Origin of the sequence: Paenibacillus harenae, assembly GCF_030812415.1 — a bacterium.
Taxonomy (GTDB): Bacteria; Bacillota; Bacilli; order Paenibacillales; family Paenibacillaceae; genus Pristimantibacillus; species Pristimantibacillus harenae_A.
In genome coordinates, this window is record NZ_JAUSST010000005.1 from 309139 (window position 1) to 333028 (window position 23890).

Below are 23890 nucleotides of genomic sequence, written 5' to 3' on the forward strand. Positions count from 1 at the left end.
AACCAATATAATCCGACAAGCTCAATAAATCCCGATAAACCATAGGCGGCCTTGCGATGAGCGGCAATAGGACGGCAAGATTCGTATGACCTAGTTCATACCATTCATCCTGTGGGTCCGTTAAGTGGTAATTACGCTGTCGCGATAAATAAGGGAAGTTTTTGCTCCATTGTTCATGAATATCCTTTGAATAAGCTAACTAGGCAGCGCGAGCAGCCAACCGCGTTCCTCCTCATAAGCATGCGTCCAGCCTTGATAGGCGTAGAAGCGAAGGCGGTCCAGACCTTTGTAATAGCGAGCGCCTGCATAGCGCTCCAGGAATTGCGGAATCGGATTGCCGATCCGCTCGTAATGAAGCCGGAACGCCTCCGGTATGTCATGGCCGGGGACGGCGCCCGCGATCGTCGCGATATCGACGACAAAATCGCCATACATCGCGTTCGCGTCGATAATGCCAGTCACCTTCGTCCCGTCCGACACGATGTTCCATTGGTGGCAGTCGTTATGCACGAAATAACGATGAGGCTCATTATATGCGCTATAAGAGAGCAGACGGTGATAGATTTCCTCGAAAATATCCCGTTCCAGACAGCTGGTGCGGAACAGCTCATGCCAATTTTCCCAGAACGTTCCCGTTTGGTCCTCGGCAAAGTTCTTTCGAATGTAGTCGCCCCATGTGCGGCACTCGCCATTGCCCGTGCGGGTAATAAAACCGAAGCCCGAGGTACTGCTGTCAAGCGGCACCTGATTCATCTCGCTGATCGCGCGGACGAGATCGGGAAGCACGATCGCCTTCTGCTCATCGGGCAAATCGGCTATTACATTCCCGGGTATGTATTCACGGATGACGAAGTTGTGTTTGCCGTCCGTGCCGCGGCCGAATACTTGCTGGTAACGGGCGCCGCCGGCGATGAGCAGATTGGCGACGTATTTGCTCCGCACATACTCGGCTTCGTCGCCCGGCTCGGCTCTGCCGAAGCCGACGACATAGGACTTGCCGTCCTTCTTGAATGAGAAAACGGAGCTGAAGTGGCCGCTTCCGATGGGTGCGACAGCCTCGGCCGGTTCGCCCCAGTGGCGAAGCAACAGCTCCTCGGCGTCCTTGACGGTTAGCTCGGGACTCGTTTGTGCCATGACGATGCGGCACCTCCTCTTTTTTCCAAAAGTATAGGTTATGGAACGAAAAGGCAACAAGATGAAAAACAACTATAGCTAAACGATACCGCTGCGACGCCACGCGTTGACAGAAGTCGCCTGTCATGGCGCGTTATTCGGTGAGAAGCGTAATAGTAGCGGAGGAAGGGGCAAACTGCTGCGATTGTGCGAACGGGCTGCTTGCCTCATGCAAGGATACGAGTACATCGTAGTCGCCGATGTCTCCCAGTATGAGTTTGGAATCCTGCCACCGCTCAGGTATAAACGTCCAAGTGTTATGGACCGTATTGCCAGGAGCGAGCGTGGATGTCACAAGGTCAGCTGTACATGCCCGATCGTCCTGTTTGACCGCAAGCCGCGTATTCGTTTCTTGATGAACGAGATCAACGCCGACATGGGTAGGGCAACTGGAGCTTCCCGACGTATAATTAATCGGCTCGTCGCCTTTATTCGTCACTTGGGCGTATACTTCGATTTCATCGTTCAAGCTGAATTGATTGCTGTTCAGACGGAATTCATACGCCAAGTCGCCTATTGTCTCTTGGTGATGGATCGGGGCAACGGGTTCGGGAAAGCTCCGCGAGCCATTCATAGCGAATGCATCGGTAAAAGCAGCAAGACTCGCAGCGCTTGCAACGGCCAGGAAGGCTGCCAAGCTAAACAAGCGTTTATTCTTCATAGCGATACGCTCCTTGATATAAGGGATGGATTTCAACTGTATGACGTACCCGCTGCCAAAATGTTGCTTTTATATGTATTCCTTATTATGGTAGTGGGAAGAGAATGCCTTTTTGAAAGCGAGGAAATGATGTGCTAAATAACGATAGAGACGAAGCAGCATTGCCGCAGCCGTTGATATCATTGACGAGCGATTGCCGCTGGCGGCGCATTACGATCGGCATGTCGGCTTCGCGTACGTACCGATTGAGCCGCGGACAGGAGGCAAGTTATTTGAAGGTGCAATCGATGGAAGCGGGCGGCTGTCTCTTGGACGAGAAAGATCGGATACAGTGGCTGCAAGGGAAACTGCCGGTACCGGAGCTGCTGTACTACGATAGGGATGAAAGCAATGAGTATTTGCTGCTCTCGGAAGTAGCCGGGTTGATCGCTTCGGATAAGGCGCACGAAGCCATGCTGCCCCAGCTTATGGCGCAATTGGCGGTCGGCCTCAAAGCAGTTCATGCCGTAGACATTACGGACTGTCCGTTCGACCGTACGCTGGGCAAGGTGTTGGAGGAAGCGCGGCAGAGAACGGAACAGGGCTTAGTGGACGAGGACGACTTTGACGAGGAGCGGCAGGGAATGAGCGCTGCGGCTATATATCAACAATTGTTGGAGAACAGGCCGCAGGCGGAGGAGCTTGTGTTTACGCATGGAGACTACTGTTTGCCGAACATTATATTGCATAAGGGGAAGGTTAGCGGGTTGATCGATTGGGGAAGAGCGGGAATCGCGGACAAATATCAAGATTTGGCGCTGGCGGTCAGGAGCATCGCGCATAACTTCGGCGAAGGGCATGTCTCCGCATTCCTTGAGGCCTATGGACTGCAGGAGGCAGACAAGGCGAAGCTGGAGTATTACAAGCTGCTGGACGAGTTTTTCTGATTAAGCTTCTGACGATCAAGTCGCTGCGAAAAAAAAGGCTATCCCCTCTGCCGTTGAGACCGGGTGGGACAGCCTTACTCTTGCGCGTCTTATTCCTCGCGATAATCCTCTACAATCACTTTCAGCTCGCCGGTCACGGGATCGATGACGAAGCCGTGCACGGGAATATCCTTCGGAAAAAGCGGATGCTTGCGGATGATGCGAACGCTGTGCATAACGCCTTCCTCTGGCGTTGAGAAGCCCTTAAGGAACTTCTCCATGCGAATGCCGGCGTTCTCGAGCGTTTCGACCGCTTTCGGATCGATGCCGTGGTCGGCGAACTTGCGAACCATGCCTTCGGCGTCCAGATTCGTCATGCCGCAGTTATGGTGCCCGATAACGAGCACTTCGCGCGCGCCAAGCTCGTAGACGGCAACCAATATGCTTCGCATAGCGCTACCGAACGGCTGAGTCAAAATAGCGCCGGCGTTCTTAATAAACTTGGCATCGCCGTTGCGCAGGTTAAGCGCCTTGGGCAGCAACTCTACGAGACGCGTATCCATACAGGTGAGAATGGCTATTTTTTTCTCGGGATATTTATCCGTCAAGTAAGCTTCGTACTGCTTCTCTTCCACAAACTTCTTATTGAACGATAATAAATTCTGAACGATAGACATTCGCGAGCCTCCTTGCAAAATAACATGTATCTTCTATTATTCATACAATGCTCGTTACAGTCAAATTAAGAAAGCGCCTACATGTAGTATTTATGCGATTTTATTTCTCTATATGAGGTATCTAATGCAGCAGGTGGCTCTCTTTGGCTTTGTCTACCATCCGTTTGGCATAACGGTTAATCGGCTTCTTAAGCGCGAGTCCCAGTATTGCTGAGAATTCCCCGCGCTACTCAACCAAATTGACAAGGTGATAATAGATGCGGGCGAGGGGAGATTTTCCATGTTGACATGAAACCAAAAGGTTTCATATAATAGGGAAGTGTTAAATAGGAAACCATTTGGTTTCTGATTAACTAGTAACACAATGTACAAGCTAAATCTTAAACAGAGGTATGGGAGGCTATTCATATGGAAGAAAACGTTAATACACAGGACAAGCTGCCGGATATTCGCCAGACGATCGTCCTTAAGGCGCCAATCGAGAAAGTGTGGAAGGCAGTATCTACTGCGGAAGGCATAGCGGCATGGTTTATGCCGCCGAGCGACTTTCAGACGGAGGTCGGCTATGAATTCCTTTTGAACGCGGGGCCATTCGGCCAATCGCCTTGCAAAGTGACGGTTGTCGATCCGCCGAATCGCTTGTCGTTTGATTGGGGCAAGGATTGGACGCTTACGTTCGAGCTTGCCGATCTGCAGGGAGAGACGGAATTCACGCTCATCCATGCGGGATGGACGGCCGATATGGCGACCGAGTTCGGCGAGCCGCATGATATCGTACGCGGCAGAATGGACCATGGCTGGACTGGGATTCTGCAGAAGCTCAGCGGCTATGTAGCGGGTTAAGATGGCTGAGCCGCAGCCCAAGCATGATGTTTTCCAAGCGATTGCCGATCCGACGCGGCGCAGGGTGCTCGAGCTGCTGGGCGATGAGGAACTGCCGCTGAACGCCATTAGCGGGCACTTCACGATGAGCCGCACGGCCGTTTCGAAGCATCTCCGCATCTTGTCGGACGCCGGACTCGTGAAGGACCGGAAGGTCGGGCGCGAGACGCGCTACCGGCTGGAGGCCGATCCGCTTAGAGAGCTGCAGCGCTGGCTCGCTTATTACGAGCGTTTCTGGGACAACAAACTTGCCGCGCTTAAGCGGTATGTGGAATCGGACGATTCGGATTTCGAGACGGCGGCCAAGCCGGAATCGCAGCCGCAGTCGCTTACGCTGGCGAAGGACGACTAAATAACGGATTCCCGCCCTGCCCCGGCAGAAGGCCGAATAGCGGAATTATGGGAAACTAAATAGCTATGCATGCGAAAAAACCGCCTCATTCGTTCGATTTCGGACACTAATGGGGCGGTTTATCGTTTGTGGAGTGGAAAGCAGCGATTTAGTTCGACGGAACGCGGTTAAATGACTTGCTGTTATATCCGCAGTAAAGACAAATCGAAGTCCGGCACGAGACCCTCGGCAGCCGCTCTTCCAAGCAGCGCTTCTACGGCCGCATAACCGTCATCGCCGAGATTAGCCGTAAACTCGTTCACATATAGGTCGATGTGCGACTGGGCAACATCCTCCGAGAGCTCCTGCGCATGATCCATCACATAGGAACGTGATGAATCGGGATGCGCCCATGCGTACTCGACGGACGAGCGGATCCAGCCCGCAATGGCCTCGGCATCGAGCGAGCGCTTCGCGATGATGGCGCCGAGCGGGATAGGCAGGCCGGTATCCGCTTCCCACCAGCTGCCGAGATCGGCGAGCTTGCTAAGGCCGTAAGACGGATACGTGAAGCGGGCTTCGTGGATGACGAGCCCGGCATCGATCAAGCCGTCGCGGACGGCAGGCATAATCTCGTGGAAAGGCATGACGACGATTTCGCCGACGCCCCCAGGCACTTGTCGAGCCGCCCATAACCGGAACAGCAAGTAGGCGGTTGACCGTTCGCTAGGAACGGCTACCCGCTTGCCGGACAACGAGGCTGCGCCGCCTTCGCCGTCCTTGGTCAGCACGAGCGGACCGCAGCCGCGGCCCAGCGCGCCGCCGCATGGCAGCAGCCGATAGTCGTTCAACACCCAAGGCAGCGCGGCATACGAAATTTTCATGACCTCCGGCCCTTCCGCGCGGGCAGCCCAGTTGTTCGTGATGTCGATATCCGCGTACGTTACGTTAAGCTCCGGCCCTCCCGGAACAAGACCGTGAGCCAAAGCATGGAATACGAATGTGTCGTTCGGACACGGGGAATAAGCAATATTCATTCCAGCACCTCCAGTATTGCGGCGCTCGCAGCCTCAAGCGAGGCAAGCGCCTCGCCTATGCGCCAGGCGGCGCGATCGCGCGGACCGACAGCGTTCGAGATCGCGCGCAGCTCCGTGAACGGAATGCCAAGCCGCTGCGCGGCAACGGCTACCCCGTAGCCCTCCATCCCTTCCGCAGCAGCGCCGGGAATACGGGCCGCATGCGCTGCCGCCGTAGCGGCGGTGCCGGTTGCTGTCGACACGGTAAGGATCGGTGCAAGCACCGCCTCTAAGCCGGCCGTGCGAATCGCTTCGTAGAACCGGTGACTCCATGCGGAATCCGCCTCAAGGCGAGCCGTGCCGAAGCCAAGCTCGTCCACGCTGATGAAGCCGTCTTGCGATTCCGCGCCAAGATCGGCGGCTATGATCCGGTCGGCAACGACGAGCGAGCCGATTGCAGCCGTACCGTCGAAGCCGCCGCCGATACCGGCGCTAATAACGAGCCGGTACGGCGCGGCCGCCGCGGCAAGCGCAGCCGCCGTGCTCGCCGCGGCATAAGCAGGGCCGACGCCAGCTGCGATGACGTCGGCCTTCGTGCTGCCGGCAAGGCCGCGAACAACGGCGTCCTTCTCGGCATCTACTGCTGTTACGATCAATATGCGAGAGCCGTCATTATGCTCTTGATCTTTATGGCTATGGTCGTTATTGGTCATCGGACAATTTTCTCCTTCGTAGCAAGGGCAATGGGCGAACCGTATCTTCTAATAGTAACACTCGCTAGATTCGGTGTCCAAGCGATGCAGAGCAAGCCGATTGCAGCCTGAACCGAGCTAGCTAAGCTGTCTCCAGCTCGGCCGCTCTTCTAACCAATCGTAATTTTCCCTTCCGGGAAACGATACAGCTCCTTCTTGGAGCGCGAATTAAGAGCGAAGGCAAGCGTTACAGGTCCTAGCCGTCCCACGAACATGAGCAGAATAATGATGACTTTGCCCGGGGTGGATAGATGGGAAGACAAACCGGAGGACATTCCCACCGTACAATAAGCAGACGTTGCCTCGAACAAAATAGCGAGGAACGAGCCCGTCTCCGTAATGGACAGCAGCATAGCGGCAGAGCAAATAATGGCGAAGGAAATCATCGTCAGCATGATCGCCTGATGAATTTGCTGCTTCGCTATACGGTATCGGAACAGGACGATATCTTCTTTGCCTCGTATCATAGCAACCATCGCCCCGACCAAAATCGCGAACGTCGTTACGCGAATACCGCCGCCCGTAGAGCCCGGTCCAGCCCCGATGAACATCAGTATAATGAGGAAAAACTGCGTAACCTCGCGCAGCATGCTCGGATCGATCGTGCTTAGACCTGCGGATCTGGCCGTTATCGATTGGAACAGCGAGCCTAACGTTTTGCCGGTTGCGGATAATGGCTGCAAAGTTAGCGGGTTGGAGAACTCCAGCAGGAAGATGACAACTGCGCCAACGAATGTAAGAATGCCGGTTACGGACAAGACGACTTTACTGTGCAAGCTGAACTTCCTGTTCTTCGGATAAGTCAGCAGCTCTGAAATAACAATGAACCCGATCCCGCCAAAAAAGATAAGCAGCATCGACACAATATTTACGAAAGGATCTTCTACATAATGAATAAGGCTGCCCGCCCGTTCGGGAAATTGCCCGAAGAGGTCGAATCCGGCATTGTTGAAAAACGAGATGCTGTGGAACACGCCGAAGTAAAGCGCTTGCCCGGCAGACATCTCGAGCATGAAGTAGCTGCTTAGCAGAACGGCGCCGGACAGCTCGATACAGAGCGCATATAGAAGCACTTTGCGGACCATCTTGACGACTCCTTCCGTCGAGCCATAGTTCATCGACTCTTGCAGAACGAGGCGCTCCCGGAACGATATTTTTTTCTTGAACAGCAGCGCGAACAGAGTGGCCATCGTCATGAAACCGAGCCCGCCGATCTGGACGAGTATAATAACGACAATCTGGCCGAAGGTGGAAAAGTGGATGCCGGTGTTCAGTATGGTTAGCCCAGTAACGCAAGCAGCCGACACGGAAGTGAAGAGCGCATCGAGATACGATATTTGTTGATCCCCCGTATAGGCGAATGGGCGTGACAGGAGCTGGGCGCCAATCATAATAATGACGACGAAGCCGAACAGCATCACTTGCGGCGGGCTCGGGCGGAAACGTAACTTTTTGCGAAGGGAAGCAGCAATCTGCATGGTGTCAACTCCACCTGTCTCTTTCCGTTAGTATTGGTTTTAGCTGATTATATCATGTAGGCCATCCGCTAAACTCTAGTGACGGTAGCTGCGGATTCGCTTTGGGGTTCTATACTGCCCGCGGCAATGACTCGGTTGCGGCCGTTGCGCTTCGCAAAGTATAGCGCATCGTCGGCCTCGTGCAGCAACGATTCCAGCGGCAGAGCCGATTGATACGCCTCCGTTACGCCGAAGCTGGCGGTAATCGAGATCGCATGCGAGCCGCTGATTAGCGGTGTCGAGGCAATCTTCTGCCTTAATTGCTCGGCGGTCTGCAGCGCTTGTCCGAGCGCGGTATCCGGCACGCAGAGGACGAACTCTTCGCCGCCATACCGGGCAAAGGATGTTTCGGGCGAGATGATGCTCTTGACGAGACTTACGACATGATGGATCGCAAGATCGCCTACGCTGTGGCCGAAACGGTCGTTGATCGACTTGAAGAAGTCAATGTCGATCAGGATAAGCGCCAGGGGTGCATGGTTAATCCTAGCTTGCCGAAGCTGCTCCGTTGCAATCTCCATAAAGTGAGTCCGATTATAGATGCCCGTCAGTCCGTCTATTTCGGCGAGTCTGCGCAGCTTGTTCTGCAATTGCATATGCTCGGTCATATCGATCATCACGATCGTGCGGCCGGCAATCTCGCCTTTCGTATTAAGCAGCTTAGAGGAGCGAACCCGGTAGTAATAGGTTTCGCCTCCTTTGATCCACTTCAATTCATGCTCGTATTCCTGCTTGCTTGTATCATTCAAATCGCCTTCGAATACGCCGGTGTCGGCCCCGCGCTTCCATACCTGCTCGATCGTCTTGCCAATGGCTGCAGGACTGAGGGACGGAATAATCGCTATTGCGGCACTGTTGTAGTCGAAGATTTTTCCAGACAAGTCAAGGACAAGCACTCCGTCGCGCATACTCTCGAAAATATGATCTCTTGCAATCGGCGCTACGGTGAGCATGCCTGTGGAGACGATTGCCCAAATATAGAGTGCCGAGGTTACGCACATCACGATCGGTACAGGGTCCATGCCAAGCGGGGTCATGCCGAGTACATAGAATAGCGCGCCAAGCATCGGCAGCAGATGGCCAAGAATCATCGTGAAATTTTGTTTGCGGTAGACTGAGCTGGACTTGCGCGTATGCACGACCAGCAAGAAGATAGACACCAGCAGACAGCCGAATGTGTAAGCCCCGTGTACGAAATACCATCTGCCCGGGAAGATGTCTATCATGGGCGTCGGGGTATTCTCGCGCAAGTAAAGTACCTTGTAAAATAATCGATGGTAGTCGTTCGTCGTATTCATAATAAGCGTAATGGCCGGGATAACAAATAATACCCATCCTCTGCGGAATGCGGCAAATTTCTCCCTGCCAATGTAATGCAGAACGAGCAGTAGGCTGCTTGGCGCGATGAACGGCAAGCCTAAGTATTCGATATTCAGCCAAAACCTGATTTCCTGTAGGGAGTCGCTCGATAGCTCGAAGACGAAGGCGAAGGTATAGATAGCGCTGAAGGCGGAGGACCAGATGAACGCCTTGGTGCCCGAGAAGTTGGTTTTCATGAAGTATGCGTATATGGCCAGCAGCACGCTAAGCACGCCTGAGATGATTACGAGAACGATGTAATCCGTAATAGTAATGTTCATAAGTTACTCCAATCAAACGTTAACGACTGCCGCCGTTCTCCGGCGATACAAGATCTTCCGCGTCGAAATACAAGCGCGCGGCAGTCGGGAAAAAATCGATATGGAGATAGTGTAGCATACCCGGTTGCGAACGTTCAAAACATCTTTTGATAATATGCCTTATTCTTCCGTTCGGTAAAGAAGCGGCTCGCCCTATGGGCGGCCGCTTGCGGGCAAAGTAATCTCGGCGCATGTGCCTGCGCCCAGCGTGCTCCGGAACGCAAGAGTTCCCTTATGATTCGCGATGATCTGCTTGCTCACCATGATCCCGAGCCCGTTGCCGGTGCTCTTTCTCGTGAAGAACGGTTCGCCAAGCCGCTGCAGGTCTTCCTCGGACATGCCGTTTCCTTCATCGATGAAGCGGATAATGACGTCGTTATTCGGGGAAGGCAATACTTCAATCGTCAACTGACCGCCGTCCATCATCGCTTCGACGCCGTTCTTCAGCAAATTAATGAACACCTGCTTGAGCTGATTGGACTCGCCTAATACCATAGTCGTTTCAATCTGCTTGTCTACCTTCAGTTGAACGTTGTTCAGTTTGGCTTCGGCATCGAGCAGGGTAACGATTTGCTGCAGCGTATCGACGACATCGATCGGCTGCACATGGATCGCCTGCGGCTTCGCCAGCACAAGAAATTCGCTTACGATGAAGTTGATGCGGTCCAGTTCCTCCAGCATAATATCGAGATGGGCAGGGGACAGCTTGCCTGTCTGCTTCTGAAGCTGCATGAAGCCCCGCAGCGTCGTTAGCGGATTGCGCACCTCATGGGCGACGCCTGCCGCCAGCTGGCCGACGACGGATAGCTTCTCCGATTGGCGCAACAGCTCCTCCGTTTGTTTCCTCGCCGTAATATTCCGGGAAATCGCGGCGACGGCAACAATCTCCCCTTGCTCGTCGCGTACCGACGAAAGCGTTATGCTCAGATCGATCAAGGCCCCCGACTTGCTGTAACGAACCGTTTCATAATCGGTTATGGAGCCGCCTGCAAGTACCTTCCGTACGATCTCCCGATATTCCCGCTTATAAGCGTCCGGCACGTTGCCGAGCTGCTTGCCGAGCACCTCGTTCCGCGTCCAGCCGTACATCGTTTCAAAGGCCTTGTTTACCTGCGTGATACGTCCGTCCAGGTCCGCCACATGGATCGCATCGGCCGTATGATTGACGAACGATTCCAAATATTGCTTCATGCTTTGCAGCTCCGTTGCGGAGTTCTTTAACTGCGTCATATAGCTGAACAGATTCGTGCCCATCGTATTGACGCGCGAGGCGAGCGTTCCGAGTTCGTCCTTGTTGCGAATCGTAATCGTTTCGCCGAAGTTGCCCGCAGCAATGTCGTTTACCTTGTACAGGATTTGATTTAACGAGCGCAACATGAAGCCGGCAATAAAGTAGCTCGCGAACATCGTCATAACGACAAGGCAAAGCGAGATGATGGAATGAACGAACAACTGGCGGTTCAACGAATCCTTAATGCCGCTGAGATCGAACGTAAGGCCGATGACGTACGTTTTGTTAAGGATAATCGGAATGAAGCTGCGCATCACCTCTTTGCCGTTCATGACCTTCTTGATGGTGTGCATCTTGTTGTCGCCCAGCGCCAACTGGATATTGACCGAATCGACGTACGTATCTTTGTACTCGTAAGTTCCGAACGGGATATCGCGTACGTCCAGATTATAGACGGGCTGGCCGTTCTTGATCTTAATAATCGGTTTTTTGCCGAAAAACTGCGGGTCGAAGCCCGTTACCTCCAGCAGATCGGGATGGTCGGCCGCCAGCTTGCCGATAACGGCCCCGCTTCCTACTTTATCGTTGAAATCAAGGAAAATTTGTGCGTCAATAAACGGATTGATCATGTAATTGGTCGTTCCGTCGTAATAATAACCCCATTTGTTCGTAAAGTCGGGATCAGTCGAAGAAAAGTTGATCGGGCCGGACCAGAAGTTCGCGAGCCTCTGCCCTTTCGCTATTGAAACGTTATAATGGTCGAAGAGCTGGTTAAACGCGGTATACCAATAATCCCACGTTTTCGAACTTGCGCCGATTTCCTTCGGATAAGAAGACCTGGCCGCGACGATGTCGCCTTCCGTCCGTACCCAAAGCGTAATATGATCGACTCCAAGCTCGCTGCTCAGCGCAACCAATTGTTCGTTCGTTACGTTATCGATATCCGGGTCAAGCCTGTTTTTCACGGCTATGGCGGCCATGCGCAGCTTCTCGCCGATCGCATCCTCCATGAACCGTTTCGCTTTCTCGGAGCTTTCCACGGATACGGCGACCTGCTTGGCGATATTCATCATTTGCTGCTCGGCATTGGCTTGCAGCTCTTGTTTGGAGGAGAAATGGTAGATCCCTATATTAAGCATGAGGATAATGGCGACGATGGCCGATATGGATACGGAGAGCTTCGCTTTGATGGACAACGGATCGTTCCTCCCAGGTGTCTTGGATGTCATCCTAACAATTAGACGCCGGGAGGCCAAAATCCTGTTTTTTGACGTGTCGATATTGCGAGGGAAATTGTAGAGGTTTCGGGCGCTTAGGCGCGAGTGAACTGTTCTTCCTCTAGATACTGCTCTGCTTCTTCATAGGTTTCGAACGCCGATTCCAGGCTTAGGCCGGCATATACGTACCAGAGATCGTCTTCGAACTGCAACGTAAGCGTGGCGTTATCCGGGCCGACCCATGTTTCTTCCTTCGGCGCCTTCCGGTTGGAAGCCTTGCTCTTCGCGGGAGCGGCAGCTTGCAATCTTGGTGTCGTCGCAAGGGAGGTGATGGATTTCATAATCAACGCGCGAAGCTCGTCTTCGTTGTAATCGCGAATGTTGACCATGCCCTTGTCGTCGGTCTGGATGCCGTTCACGAGCCCGGCGAATACGAACCCGTTGCCGTTCGGATGCAGATGATAGACAACCGTTTTTTTCTCATGCGCGCTGTCCTCGAAGTGGAAGTTGACGCGTCCGAGCGACACGTTATGCTGAGTAAGCTCGGCGAACGATTGGATGATGGAAAGCTTCTGGTCAAAAGAAAGCATAGGCGAAGGAGCCTCCTTGAAGTGAGTATATCGATAATTGTACACGATATAAGCGTTTTTATGCGAACAATAGCCGTTGCCATCCGAGAGGGACGGCAACGGCCATTGCTGATTGGCTTAATTTATTAGATATCTTTTTTCTTGGCGATCAACGTCAAGGCGCCGATAATGATAAGGGCGATCGCGACGAGCGGCTGGCTGAACAATAGCTTGTTATACAGCGTGCCTAGAGAGAAGACGGCGAAGAAGAGCAGCGACAGCACGGTGAGAATGTTGATCGGGATGAGCAGCCACTTGTTCCGGTTGCCGAACCAATAAAATTCGAACAAACCGACGGCTGGCGCGAGGATGAAGCCCGGCCACATGTAGCCCCAGCTATCGAATAGCATGGAGAACTGGCACACGATGCCGACCGTGAACAGAACGCCGCCGGGGATCAACACGCCGATGCCCCTGCGTCCGAGCATCGAGAAGTACATCCAGTGGAAGAACAGGCCGAGCGGGATGACGAAGAGCGAAGGCCAGAAGTATGCGAATATTTTGCCCGGTCCGAACGACTCGCCTTGATTCAGGAACAGGACGACACCGAGCAGCAGCAGCACCGCGCCGCTAATGGTTCTTGCATTCATTCGAAGGAACACTCCAATCTGATTTCAATTTGTTGTCATAAGCATAGCATATTTGTAAAAAACCTGTCCTCATGCTGGGGGTAACCGGGGAAACTGGACTAAAGTCTAGTTCGCATATGAATGCTGGTGAACGCACGGTAAGCGCTTTTGCTGCTAAGGGTGTGTCGATGGCGGGATTACGCGTCTACAACTGTAATACGGCAGAAATCTATGTTGGAATTTTGCAGTAACTTCCAGCATTTTTATATGTTCACACAAGCTACATTGGATAATTGCACAAACTTTTGCTTGTAAAATCATAGAAGGATGATTTTGAACAAAGTTAGTGCAGATATCCAACATAGCCCGCTTTCCTTACTCCTATCGAACGAAGTTAGTGCGATAATCCAACATAGCTCATCTCACAAGCACATGACGTTATTCGGGATGGTTATGCGTTTCCGTTCCGACCTCGAACGGCGAGATGACGCCCTCATACATAAGATGCATCGTCATGCCCGCCGCGGCATGCTTCAGGTTGTGGCAATGATCCATCCAGAGGCCGGGATTATCCGCCATGAAAGCAACCTCATACACTTCGCCCGGAGCAACGTCAAGCGTATCCGACCACCAAGGGCTACCGGTTACGTCCTCGCCATTGCGCGATAGGACGAGCATATGATGGCCGTGCAGATGCATCGGATGATCGACCGAGCTGCGGTTGACGATCGTGGTCTTGACGAGATCGTTTTCCCTCACGACAAACATCGGCGTATTCGGGAACACTTGACCGTTAATCGTGTCATAGGCAGCGAAGCCTCCGTTATAGAAGGCGAAGCGGTTATCCAGGATCATCGTGAATTCTCGGTCGAATTTGCTGTCTTGGCCAAAAGGCGTCTTCGCGGCCGTGCCGTAATGCGTCGGATCGAATACCGTCGTCTGCGGAATGGCCGGCGGCTCGCCTTTCCCGTCCGGGCTCATGAGCAAGCCAAGCTTCTTGCCACGGCCGACGCTCAGCAGAACGGGATGATCGGGCATAATGAAGGTGACATCATAGCGTCCTCCCGTTATGAGTTCCAGGCGTTGATTGTTGAGATCGCCGGGCTCATGCAGGTCCGTGCCGTCAATGGCGGCTACCTGGAACGTCGTGCCGGTTAACGAATACGACTGCCTCACCCAATCGTCCGTATTGATGAGCCGCAGCCTGACAGGCGTTCCGGGTGCAATCGCTTTGCTCTGCAGCGTATCGTCCGCTCCGATCGCCATGCCCGCGTCATCCCATACATGCGTCATGATCGTAATATCTTCGTAGGCTTCGGCATGCGTATCTTCGTCAGGCTCGACGATAAGCGCCCCAAACAAGCCTTTCTCTACCGCTTCCTTGGAGTTCTGATGCGAGTGGTACCAGAACGTTCCGACCTGCTCGGCCATGAAGCGGTACGTATGCTTCCCGCCGGGCATGACGGCGTTCTGCGTCGCGCCTGCCACGCCATCCTCCGCATTGGGTACGTCAAGCCCATGCCAGTGCAGCGTGACGCCGCCTTCGATATCTTCATTCAGAAGCGTTACCTCGACAAGCTGGCCCTTCTTCACCCGAATCTCCGGTCCTGGGATTTGGCCGTTATAGGTCCAAGCTTCTACGGTTTTGCCTGAACTCAGCTGGACACTCTTCTTCTTAGCTGTCAGCGCAAACTTCCGGTCGGCCTTGCCGGACTGCGGTCCGGTTAGCTCCGTAACCGGCACGGCAGCGCTTGCCAGCACCGGATCGCTTGCTTGATGATGGTTATGCCCGGCTGCAGCCGCGGCCATGCCATAATCGGGTTTGCCGGTCATCATGTTAAGCCGGTCGGGCAGCTTGCTGCCTTGCATAGCGGTGAGAAGCGGCACGCTGCAGACGGCGGCAATGGCAGCGTACGTGCCTGTAAGGCGCAGCCTGCGCCCCCATGGGCGGTAAATATACGTTTGCATCGATTCCGTCGCCTTCCGATTGCGATGCGATTGCAGCATCCACAGGAAGCAGGCGAGCACGGTTAGCAGCGTCAGCGGAATGGTGAGATACGTCCAAGCAAACGGAATCGGCGGCACGAATGCAAAATAAAACAAACCGGCGCCGATCAAAGCGGCGAACTGATAAGGGGCGACGAGCAGCGGCTCCGTCGCTTGCCTGCGTCGCGACAGATCGGGGACGGCATCCGTCTGCATCCGCGTCCGGGCCAGCAGCATGCGTACGCGCGGCATGGCGCCGAACCAGACGAACAGCACACCTATGAAGGCCAGCGGCGTCCGCAGCAGCAGACGGTCGAGCCAGAGCAGCGGATGCGCGTTCAACGCAAGGAAAATGTCCGCTGCCGCCATGGTCGCAGCGAGAACGGTGAGCGATACCGTCCAGAACACCATTTTGCGCGTACGCTTGTGAAGCTCCTTCTCCGTCCGGTAATAAATGAGCTTGGAAGCTTTGTTAGCTGCGATCAATGAAAATATGACGAATAGCATGAGTGCGCCAAGCTCGGTGTTGATGGCAATGGAAAACATATACGTTAGCCCCCAGTATTAGTGAAATAAATATCCGTTCAAAATCGTTATATCAAGGTGAAACGGCACCCTTATAATTCTTATATATTAAATGGTATCCGCTGCGGGCGATGCCCAAAACCGCCGATAGTCTTAGGCCCGCACTAGACTTGCGTCCAGTCTTTTGACGAATGAACGGAGGGTCTACAAATAGCGGAAATAGTTCCTATCAAACGACAATATACACCTCTTGTTAACTTCTATGAAAGCGCTACAATTAAGGTATTAAGAAGCAGGAGGTGAATATATGAGCCAAGAACAAGAGATTGAATTGGTAGTTGCGGAAGAAGCCGCGGAAGCGATTTCGGAGGAGGCTGCAGCTGAAGAGGCTGCTGCCGCAGACGAGGAAATCGCCCAGGAAGAAGAGGCTGCTGCGGACGAATCGTCCGAGGAAGCAGCCGAAGAAGAAGCTGCCGAGGAAGAAGCGGCAGCAGAAGAGGAAGCAGAGGCCGCCGAAGAGGCGGATGAATCGCAAACGGACTAATGATGGTTATCATTTTAAAATAAGAAGGCTGTTTCCCCGGTTGAGAAGTTGCGGAGAAGCAGCCTTTTTGGCGTGCTCGTTTTAGAGAGCCATATATTGTTTTACGGTAAATCGGCAATTGCCGCGTGCATAAAGGGGGAAGGTATGCTAAGATACGGATTGCTTTAGATTCATAAAGTAATGTTTTATAGAAGAAGGTGACATCATGGCGAACTTGGATGCAGCGAATGGACAGGGAAAGGCACGGTCCGGCGAACTGAATTTATTTATGCTGACTTGGCCGATATTTTTGGAAATCTTTTTGTTCATGCTGATGGGCATTGCCGATACGTTCATGCTGAGCGCGATATCCGACAATGCGGTGTCGGGCGTTGGGGCATCGAATCAGTATTTGCATATTGCGATTCTTATATTGGAAGTGATCGGGAACGGCGCGTCGATCGTTGTTGCGCAGTATATCGGTTCGAAGAAATTCATTGAGGCGGCGAAAATATCGGCGCTTGCGGTCACGCTTAACCTGCTTGTCGGCTTAATCATAAGCGGTCTGTTCCTGCTGTTCAATCATGCTTTGCTTGAGCGGCTTAACTTGCAGGGCGAGATTCTGGAGTACGCGAGCAGCTACTTATCGATTGTCGGAGGTTTGATTTTCCTGCAAGCGATTATTAATTCCGTGTCGGCCATCATACGGGTACACGGTTATACGAAGGAAGCGATGTACGTATCGCTGGGAATGAACGTCATTCATATTATCGGCAACTACGCGCTCATATTCGGCAAGTTGGGCTTTCCGGAAATGGGCGTGGAAGGCGCGGCGATCTCCTCGGTCGTCAGCCGGTTTCTTGCGCTTATCGTCTTCTTCTGGCTTCTTTATCGCATTATGGAGGTTAGAGTGCAGATCCGGTATTACTTCTCGCTTTCTAAGACGTATATCGGCAACATCATGAAGATTGGCATTCCATCTGCGTTCGAGCAGGTGATGTACCAGACCTGCCAGATCGTGTTCCTCTATTATGCGACGTTCCTCGGAGCGTCATCGCTGGCGGCCAGGCAATACGCTTCGAACATTTCGATGTTTACGTATTTGTTCGCTTTCGCGATCGGGATGGGTACCTCGATCATCGTCGGACGTCTTGTTGGAGCGGGCGAGCAGAACGAAGCCTACAAGCGGGTGTTCAGCAGTGTTCGTTATGCTAGCTTGTTCACGCTCATTACGGTCGTGCTCGTCATGCTGTTCCGCGAGCCGCTAATGAGCATGTTCACGAACGACGGGGACATTATTCGACTCGGGGCGAACGTGTTGCTCCTTAGCATCGTATTGGAGACGGGGCGGACGATCAATATTATACTCGTTAACTCTCTTCGCGCGGCGGGGGATGCGAAGTTCCCGCTATGGATCGGGATGTTCACGATGGTGGGCATGAGCCTGCCGCTCGGATACTTCTTTATCTTCCGGCTCGACATGGGACTTGCGGGCATCTGGCTTGCCATTGCGGCCGATGAATGGCTTCGCGCGGTCATTATGTTCTTCCGCTGGCGCAGCCGGGCGTGGGAGCAGCATGCGATCGTCAGGCCGACTGCGGCGAAGGCGAAGGAGACTGCTTTATAGGCGGTCGATGCGAATAGGCTTATCGAAGGCTCGAAGGCCGTCGAAGCAACGTGCATGAAGTGCGTTGTTTGGACGGTATTTTTTTGTCTACATATAGGCATACGCACAGCGCAGTGGACTTTTCCGTGAAGCATATGATGATCGCAAAAGTAAAAGGCACGTTCCATGCCTTCGAGGCCAGCATCACGGCTGACCCGCATGATCTGACATCGGCCGAAATCGACTTCAGCATCGAATTGACGAGCATAGATACGCGCAACGGCGACCGTGACGCTCACCTGCGTTCCGGCGACTTTTTCGAGACGGAGAAGTACCCCGCGCTTGCATTCGAAGCGACCAACATAGCCAAGACGGATAACGGCGAATACAACGTTACGGGCGACGTTAGCCTGCATGGCGTAACGCGGTCCGAGACGTTCACGGCAACCTATGAAGGCGCGGGCAAAGACCCATGGGGCAACGAAAAAGTCGGCTTCAGCGCTAACGGCAGTCTCAAACGCAGCGATTACGGCTTAACGTACAACGCGGCGCTGGAAACAGGCGGCGTGCTGATCGGCGACGAAGTGAAAATTTCGATCGAGATCGAAGCGAATATCGGAGCTTAATCGAGCGGATGATTAACGGCTTATCAGGCAGTTGCCCGGTAGGCTGTTTTTTGTAAATATAAGCATTTATAAGTTTCACGGTTACAAGCGGACTTCTATTTCAACCGCTAAACATCCGCTTACGCTGCCAAGAGGATGGCGATAGCCGTTTCCGCTTGTTTTGAGATATGATAGGCGTAAGACGTGGCAGACGAGGAGATAAGGTTCATGGTACTTAATGGCGGGGAGCACGGACGGATTCGGAATATCGGCATATTCGCGCATGTGGATGCGGGCAAGACGACAACGACTGAACAGATTCTGTTCCATAGCGGGCGGATTCGTTCCTTGGGCAGCGTGGATGACGGTACGGCGCAGACGGATTGGATGGAAGTGGAGCGCGCAAGGGGCATCTCGGTGCGTGCAGCCGCGACACGGTTCACATGGCGGGATGTAACGGTTAATGTCGTCGATACGCCCGGCCATGTCGATTTCCTGTCGGAGGTGGAGCGCTCGCTTCGCGTAATGGACGGTGCGGTGCTTATTATATCCGCGGTGGAAGGCGTGCAGGCGCAGACGGAGGTCATCTGGCATGCGCTTCGGGAAAGAGGCATTCCTACCCTGCTGTACGTGAACAAAATGGACAGGGTTGGCGCCGACGCCTTGCGGACGCTGGTGCAGATAAGGCGGCTGCTGTCGGGTATGGCTGCGCCTGTTCAGCTTCCGAACGGAGCGGAGGATCGTTTCGTCGGAAGCAATGATCTGCTGCGGCGCGGTGCTGCAGTGGAAATCAGCAGTCCGGCGGGCTCTAATGGTGAAGATAATGCTGGCGCGGATGGCGAACGTTTCGAGCAATTGCTCGTTGAGACGGTCGCGGAGCATGATGAGGAGCTGCTGCTTCAGTATATGGAGAGCGGCGAATGGCCGAAGAAAGAGCTGCGTGCCTTATTGCCTCGGCTGGCTTGCCGCGGGGAGCTGTTTCCCGTCTTGTTCGGGGCTTCGAATAAAGGTATCGGCGTAGAGCCGTTAATGGATGCGATGATTGGACTGCTGCCTCCTCCGCCCGCTGCCGGGAAGGCGGACGGGCCTGTGTCGGGCGTCGTCTTCCGCATCGAGCGCGATCCGGCGATGGGGCGGATCGCGTATGTCCGCATGTACAGCGGAACGATCCGCAATCGCGATTCCGTACGCAACGCGACACGGGAGATCGACGAGAAGGTGACGCAAGTACGGAAGATCGACGGCCAGCGGTCAGAGGACGTCGGCATGCTTGCGGCAGGCGATATTGCCGCCGTATGCGGGTGGAATCAGGCGCGCATCGGCGATATTATCGGCAGCGACGCGTTTGTGCCCGGCGAGACGCGGATGGCTGTGCCGCTGCTGACGGTGCAGGTGCGGTGGCGGAACGAGGCGGAGTACACCGCCGTCGTTGCCGCCTTGCATGAGTTGGCGGACGAGGACCCGCTGCTCGATCTGCAATGGCTGCAGGAGCAGCGCGAGCTGCACGTGAAGGTAATGGGGCCGATTCAGGTCGAGGTGCTGACCCATATGCTCAGCAGCCGCTTCGGCCTTGCGGTGGACTTCGGCGCGCCGTCCGTCATCTATAAGGAGACGCCGGCGCAGGCGGGCGAGGGCTTCATCGCGTATACGATGCCGAAGCCATGCTGGGCGATTCTGCGCTTCCGCATCGAGCCCGGCGAGCTGGGCAGCGGGCTTGTTTACTCGTCGCTCGCCCGGCCGGAGCGTCTGCTGGAGAGCTATCAGAACGAGGTCGCAAGACGAGTGCCTGAAGCGCTTCGGCAAGGGATGTTCGGCTGGGAAGTGACCGATTTGAAGGTGACGCTGCTTGAGGGCGAGCATCATGTATGGCATACGCATCCGCTTGATTTTGCGGTTGCTACGCCAATGGGAATCATGGACGGATTGGCACGGACGGGAGTGAAGCTGCTTGAACCGATGGTTCGATTCCGTATGTCGGTGCCGGAGGAGACGGGCGGCAAGATCATGAACGAGCTCGTTCAGATGCGGGGGCAATTCGATTCACCGGAAGTGCGCGGCGAGCGGATGGAGATCGAGGGCATACTGCCAGTCGCGACGTCGCTTGACTTCCCGGCAAGGTTCGGCTCGTTTACGAAGGGGCGCGGCGTCATGTCGACGGTCTTCGCGGGTTATGAGGAATGCCCGGAAGGCGTGCAGGCGGAACGGAAGCGCACCGGCGTGAACCCGCTTGACCAGTCGAAGTATATCCTGTACGTGCGCAAGGCGCTGGCTCAATCATAGTTATCGTCCTCTTCATCGTACACGCTGCTCTCGTACACTAACTGAGCATTAAAAAGACAATAATGGCATTATGGGATACTAATTTACGATATACACAGCAAACCGCCTCATTAGTTTGATTTCGGGAAACTAATGAGGCGGTTTTTTCGTTACGGGCACGAAAAGGAGATTTAGTTCGACGAAATACCGGTACAATCCCCATACTAGCCGGACCGTCCCGATTAGTTCGACGAAGCGCTAATAGACGTTATGCTTGACCAATATACCTGACAAGGCCCCTCTGGCGAGGCACTTTATCTAAGCTTGCTCGGAATCCGTCACACGAAGCAGTTGCATCGTTGACGGAGCGAGCTTTATTTCATACCGTGAAGAGCCATCCTCGTCCTGTCCGGCGCTCTTAAGCGGGCGCCCTCCGTTAGGAGCCTGCAGCGACATGCCTTCCGGCAGGCGGAAGCACCACTTCTGCGGCTGCGAGGCGAAGCTCTCAATAACGAGCGAGCCATTGTCGTAGGCGAACAAGCCGACATGAGCCGGACCTTCCAATTGATAAGGCAGCAGCTTTCCCGTCATAACAGAACGAATCTTCGTTACAACCTCGGAAGGAAGCTTCCATAAGTCGGCGTAGTCATCCGGGATTATGAGCGTATGGATTTTGCCTCTGCCATAATTATCGTACATCAGAATCGGAATGTTGTTATGGCCTTTCAAGGCGACAATCGACTGCCAAGTGCCGTTCGTGCTGTAATCGAATATCGGATAGTAGAGCGGCTCGGCCGACAGCGTGAACGTATCGAACGTACAGCTTGCGGTATCGATGGCGAACTGCTGGATGGCGAGTTTCTTGCCGGTCGGGTGAAGCGTCGTGAATTGCTCGGCTCCCTTGCCATGCATGCGCTCCAGAAAGCCGGACGTCATGATGATATGGCCGCCATCCTTTAAATAACTCTTCATTCGTTCGATGATGCCCTCATCCCTAGCGGCATTGGCCGTTAAGAGCAAAGGCTTGCCATCACTCGGAAAATGCGGGGAAAGCTCCATCGGAATGCCAAGCATGCCGAGGTAATCGTACAGATGGTCTTCGCCCTTGGCATGATGCGGCTCATACACGTGAACCCCTAGCGGCCGGCCAAGCTGCCCTGCCGCCTTGTCCAGCTTCTCCAGCTGAAAGCCGAGCGCCGGCACGTAGACGCTGTCCTTCAGCAACGAGTAGCAGAACAACGTCAGCTCCCTCGCTTTGCCATATACGCTGAGATTGGCTTGCTCCAAGTAGTAATCGATGTACGTGCAGTCCAGACTGTCGAACCAAGCGCCGCCGTTGCCGCCGTCCGGGCTAAGCTGATCCATCCAGCGCAGCAGCGAATAGGAGGCGTACCGCGGAATATGCTGCTGGCTGATCGCCGGGTCGCGCGTTTCCGTTCCGGTATAGACGCCTTCGAAGATGGCAGGCTGCGTCTCCGTATTGTAGCCTGACGCTTGATACGCCTCATTCCAGTTCGGGTACTTGATGACCAGCTTCACGTTCGGATTAACCGATTTGGCAGGCTTCTTAATTAAGTTAGCGGATACCTCGGTCATAAGCTCCAATCGGAATTGCTCCCACGTGCGTTCGCCCTTCGCCTCGAGACAATCGTCGCAGCCGCAGTTCGTAAAGAAAAAGTCATCGAAGATAATTTCGTCGAAAACCGAAGCGGCTGTCTCTACGGCAGCCTGAAAGGCAGCGCGCGACGCGGCGTCCGTGTAGCAGATACCGCCGAACAGCCGCTCGTAGCCGGGCCGATAGGAGCTGCCCAGCGTCGGCGTAATTCCGCCTGCCGCTTCGATGCCGCGCTCGTTCAGGAATTGCTTCAGTTCAAGCAGACGCTCCTTGCTTAAGGACACGTCGCCGCGGTGATTCTCGATATACACCTTCGATACGTACAGATGCTTCGCGAAGAAATCAAGCTCCTGCGCGAGCTTGTCGAAGCTGCTATCCAGACAGGATGCCGTGCAATAGATCGCCAGCTTGAAGTTATTGTATGCGCTTACCAAAATCTTTCGCCTCCCTCTTAATACGCCCTATTATAGGTGGTATACTGGAGGCGATGTATTAGTTTGGAAACGAAAACTATTAATATTCCAACCTCGCGCTGGCTCGAGCTGGCTCATGAGAGAAGGGCAGCGCCCGATGGCTATTATTCAATTTGCAGGATTACCCTTGCCCCATTATATCCATAGCGGCTTCAGTCTGGCTGGACCGGGCAGGAAGCATCCCGAGCGTTATGCGGTTGGCGAATTCGATCTGCTTGTGGTGAAGCAAGGCTGCATGTATATCGGGGAGGAGGATAGGCGGTACGAGGTGTCCGAAGGACATGCGCTCATTCTCCGGCCGGATCTGCATCATTACCCGACGGAAGGCTGTCGTACGGCGACGGCCACGTACTGGCTGCACTTCCATACGCTTGGCGGTTGGCGAATGCGCGACGAGGAGAGTGTCTTGGATAACCATGAAGAGGCGCAGGCGGCCGATCGCGATAGTGACGGCACTTCCGCAACCGTAACCGCTGTAACCGCCGTATCCACCGTAACCAAGGCAGCCGAACCCAATCGTTCCTTCCGCGTACCGGAAATAACGCTCGAGGTTCCGCAATTCACGCGGCTGCTCAGACCCGCCGAAATGTACGACAAGCTGCAGCAGCTTCATATGCATGAACGCGACAATCATCAGAGCGAGGTACGCTTCGAGCAGCAGTTGCTGTTCCAGGAGGTGCTTCGTCAGCTATCGGCTTCCGCGGCAGCCCGAACGCCGAAGGCGCCGGGAGCGGAGACGGCAAGCCGGGCCGCCTCCTACTTGCGCGAGCGCTATCGCAGCCGGGTAACGGCCGAGGAGCTAGGCGCGGCGCTCAGTTTCCATCCCGTATACATCGCAAGATGCATGCAGAAGCAATTCGGCTGCTCGCCGATGGAATATTTGCTCTTGTACCGGCTGGAGCAGGCGAAGCAACTGCTGCTGGAGACCGACCTGTCGATCAACCAGATCGCCGAGGAGGTCGGCTTTCAGCAGCCGGCCTACTTCGCCGCTTGCTTCCGCAAGCGAGAGGGGCGTACGCCCCGCGAGCACCGGCAGCAATTCATTCGCCGTTAGGAGGG

At 54.3% G+C, this 23890-nt stretch carries 20 protein-coding genes; 8 read left to right on the forward strand and 12 right to left on the reverse strand.

Annotation, left to right across the window (positions count from 1 at the left end; all coding sequences use genetic code 11):
* Positions 1 to 195: 195 nt before the first annotated feature.
* Entirely contained in the window at positions 196 to 1134 is a 939-nt protein-coding gene (locus J2T14_RS19545) for a phosphotransferase family protein (RefSeq protein ID WP_307473406.1), read from the reverse strand.
* 133 nt (positions 1135 to 1267) lie between these two features.
* Positions 1268 to 1834, reverse strand: a complete 567-nt coding sequence (locus tag J2T14_RS19550) for a hypothetical protein (RefSeq protein ID WP_307473408.1) — start codon at positions 1832 to 1834, stop codon at positions 1268 to 1270.
* Positions 1835 to 1965: 131 nt separating this feature from the next.
* On the opposite strand from J2T14_RS19550, the gene J2T14_RS19555 reads away from it, so the two are divergent.
* Entirely contained in the window at positions 1966 to 2760 is a 795-nt protein-coding gene (locus tag J2T14_RS19555; RefSeq protein ID WP_307473410.1) for an APH(3') family aminoglycoside O-phosphotransferase, read from the forward strand.
* Between the two features lie 89 nt (positions 2761 to 2849).
* On the opposite strand, the gene J2T14_RS19560 is transcribed toward J2T14_RS19555, so the two are convergent.
* Positions 2850 to 3416 carry a beta-class carbonic anhydrase gene (locus J2T14_RS19560; protein WP_307473412.1) on the reverse strand — a complete coding sequence of 189 codons (567 nt, stop codon included), beginning with the start codon at positions 3414 to 3416 and terminating at the stop codon, positions 2850 to 2852.
* Between the two features lie 408 nt (positions 3417 to 3824).
* On the opposite strand from J2T14_RS19560, the gene J2T14_RS19565 reads away from it, so the two are divergent.
* Both J2T14_RS19565 and J2T14_RS19570 read left to right on the forward strand, forming a co-directional pair.
* Positions 3825 to 4259, forward strand: a complete 435-nt coding sequence (locus J2T14_RS19565) for an SRPBCC family protein (protein WP_307473414.1) — start codon at positions 3825 to 3827, stop codon at positions 4257 to 4259.
* Between the two features lies 1 nt (position 4260).
* A complete protein-coding gene (locus J2T14_RS19570) occupies positions 4261 to 4650 on the forward strand; it encodes an ArsR/SmtB family transcription factor (protein WP_307473416.1) in 390 nt (129 codons plus the stop codon).
* Between the two features lie 182 nt (positions 4651 to 4832).
* Here J2T14_RS19570 and J2T14_RS19575 read toward each other — a convergent pair whose 3' ends face one another.
* From J2T14_RS19575 to J2T14_RS19610, 8 genes are all read right to left on the reverse strand, one after another.
* On the reverse strand, positions 4833 to 5666 hold the full coding sequence (locus J2T14_RS19575) for a 1,4-dihydroxy-6-naphthoate synthase (RefSeq protein WP_307473418.1): 834 nt from the start codon (positions 5664 to 5666) through the stop codon (positions 4833 to 4835).
* Positions 5663 to 6358 (reverse strand): futalosine hydrolase, encoded by a 696-nt coding sequence (locus tag J2T14_RS19580; protein ID WP_307473420.1) that lies wholly within the window; start codon positions 6356 to 6358, stop codon positions 5663 to 5665. The genes J2T14_RS19575 and J2T14_RS19580 overlap by 4 nt, the downstream gene beginning before the upstream one ends.
* Positions 6359 to 6507: 149 nt before the next feature.
* Positions 6508 to 7875: a TrkH family potassium uptake protein gene (locus J2T14_RS19585; protein ID WP_307473422.1), complete on the reverse strand. Its 1368-nt coding sequence runs from the start codon at positions 7873 to 7875 to the stop codon at positions 6508 to 6510.
* A gap of 68 nt (positions 7876 to 7943) precedes the next feature.
* Complete coding sequence (locus J2T14_RS19590) at positions 7944 to 9554, reverse strand: histidine kinase N-terminal 7TM domain-containing diguanylate cyclase (RefSeq protein WP_307473424.1); 1611 nt, start codon at positions 9552 to 9554, stop codon at positions 7944 to 7946.
* Positions 9555 to 9746: 192 nt separating this feature from the next.
* On the reverse strand, positions 9747 to 12020 hold the full coding sequence (locus tag J2T14_RS19595) for a PAS domain S-box protein (protein ID WP_307473427.1): 2274 nt from the start codon (positions 12018 to 12020) through the stop codon (positions 9747 to 9749).
* 116 nt (positions 12021 to 12136) lie between these two features.
* Positions 12137 to 12631 (reverse strand): hypothetical protein, encoded by a 495-nt coding sequence (locus J2T14_RS19600; RefSeq protein ID WP_307473429.1) that lies wholly within the window; start codon positions 12629 to 12631, stop codon positions 12137 to 12139.
* Positions 12632 to 12756: 125 nt separating this feature from the next.
* Positions 12757 to 13260, reverse strand: coding sequence for a hypothetical protein (locus J2T14_RS19605; RefSeq protein WP_307204644.1), 504 nt, complete (start codon positions 13258 to 13260; stop codon positions 12757 to 12759).
* Positions 13261 to 13677: 417 nt separating this feature from the next.
* Entirely contained in the window at positions 13678 to 15771 is a 2094-nt protein-coding gene (locus J2T14_RS19610) for a multicopper oxidase family protein (RefSeq protein ID WP_307473430.1), read from the reverse strand.
* 286 nt (positions 15772 to 16057) lie between these two features.
* Between J2T14_RS19610 and J2T14_RS19615 the strand changes: the two genes are divergently transcribed.
* The 4 genes from J2T14_RS19615 (at position 16058) to J2T14_RS19630 (ending at position 20764) form a co-directional block, all read left to right on the forward strand.
* Positions 16058 to 16294, forward strand: coding sequence for a hypothetical protein (locus J2T14_RS19615; protein WP_307204646.1), 237 nt, complete (start codon positions 16058 to 16060; stop codon positions 16292 to 16294).
* Between the two features lie 205 nt (positions 16295 to 16499).
* The gene (locus tag J2T14_RS19620; RefSeq protein WP_307473432.1) at positions 16500 to 17900 is read left to right on the forward strand and encodes an MATE family efflux transporter; all 1401 of its coding nucleotides are present in this window, start codon (positions 16500 to 16502) and stop codon (positions 17898 to 17900) included.
* Between the two features lie 83 nt (positions 17901 to 17983).
* A complete protein-coding gene (locus J2T14_RS19625; RefSeq protein ID WP_307473434.1) occupies positions 17984 to 18505 on the forward strand; it encodes a YceI family protein in 522 nt (173 codons plus the stop codon).
* Between the two features lie 207 nt (positions 18506 to 18712).
* On the forward strand, positions 18713 to 20764 hold the full coding sequence (locus tag J2T14_RS19630; RefSeq protein ID WP_307473436.1) for a GTP-binding protein: 2052 nt from the start codon (positions 18713 to 18715) through the stop codon (positions 20762 to 20764).
* A 297-nt stretch (positions 20765 to 21061) separates the two neighbouring features.
* Here the strand turns inward: J2T14_RS19630 and J2T14_RS19635 are convergent, their stop codons facing one another.
* Complete coding sequence (locus J2T14_RS19635; RefSeq protein ID WP_307473437.1) at positions 21062 to 22792, reverse strand: permease; 1731 nt, start codon at positions 22790 to 22792, stop codon at positions 21062 to 21064.
* Between the two features lie 136 nt (positions 22793 to 22928).
* On the opposite strand from J2T14_RS19635, the gene J2T14_RS19640 reads away from it, so the two are divergent.
* Positions 22929 to 23885 carry a helix-turn-helix transcriptional regulator gene (locus tag J2T14_RS19640; RefSeq protein WP_307473439.1) on the forward strand — a complete coding sequence of 319 codons (957 nt, stop codon included), beginning with the start codon at positions 22929 to 22931 and terminating at the stop codon, positions 23883 to 23885.
* Positions 23886 to 23890: the final 5 nt, after the last annotated feature.